General features: G+C 44.2%; 1 protein-coding gene. It reads left to right on the top strand.

Annotated elements, in window-relative coordinates; genetic code table 11:
* Nucleotides 1-1086: RNA-guided endonuclease TnpB family protein (locus CWC30_RS17675; protein ID WP_212746089.1), on the top strand; the 1086-nt coding region annotated here is incomplete at its 5' end.
* Nucleotides 1087-1154 lie beyond the last annotated feature (68 nt).

Raw genomic sequence — 1154 nt, 5'->3', positions numbered from 1 at the left:
ATTGCTCAGTTTGGCGCTGTGCGTTTTGCGTATAACAAAGCTCTTCATTTAAAATCTCACATGTACCGCAAGTATGGCGTCACTCTGAATCCTAAAAAGGATATAAAGCCACTACTTGCAGTTGCCAAGAAATCACGAAAATACCACTGGTTGAAGCAATACGACTCCATCGCTTTGCAGCAATCGGTGATTAACCTTCATCAAGCCTTTGATAACTTTTTCAATCCAAAGTTAAAAGCCAAATACCCGCAATTCAAACGTAGGCAGGGCAAACAATCTAGTTACCACTGCGTAGGTGTTAAGGTGCTTGATGGCGCAATCAAGCTCCCAAAGATGAAGCCTGTTAAAGCGAATATCCATCGTGAAATTATTGGCTCAGTTAAAAGCATCACGGTAAGCCTAAGCAAAACGGGTAAGTTCTACGCCTCGCTCCTTGTTGATGATGGAGTTGAAGCGCCAGTACTGCTTCACACGATAAGTAAGGTTACAGGTATCGATCTAGGTTTATCTCATTTTGCTATTCAATCTAATGGCAGAAAAACCGCCAACCCAAGATTTGTAAAACGTGCTGAGAAAAACCTCAGACGCAAACAGCGTCAGTTATCCAGAAAAGCAAAAGGCAGCGCAAACAGGGCAAAAGCACGTTTGCTGGTAGCCAAATGCCATGAAAAAGTAGCGAATGCTCGCGCTGACTTTCAACACAAACTCTCTCGAACTCTCGTTGACGAAAACCAAGCGGTGATAGTTGAGACATTGAAATCAGCCAATATGATGAAAAACCACAAACTGGCGAAACACATAGCGGATGCCTCATGGCATGGCTTTGTCGTTAAGTTGGAGTACAAACTGAAAGAGCAAGGTAAGCACCTAGTGAAGCTCGACCAGTGGTATGCAAGCTCTAAAACTTGTCATTGTTGCGGTCATAAAATGGATGAAATCCCCTTATCAGTTCGCAAGTGGGATTGTCCATCTTGCGGCACTACAGGTATAGATCGCGACTTAAATGCCGCCCTCAATATCCGTGATAAAGGTATTCAGGAATTAAAGGCGGCTGGACAGTCGTCTCTGCTTATGGAAGCTGCGTAAGTCTCGATACTACCGAGCAACGGCTAACGAAATAAGAAGCATCGCCTGATAAGGCGGTGAGTAGTCAC

The organism is Pseudoalteromonas sp. S4741 (genome assembly GCF_005886135.1).
Classification (GTDB): Bacteria; Pseudomonadota; Gammaproteobacteria; order Enterobacterales; family Alteromonadaceae; genus Pseudoalteromonas; species Pseudoalteromonas tetraodonis.
This window is presented reverse-complemented; position numbering and strand designations above follow the sequence as displayed.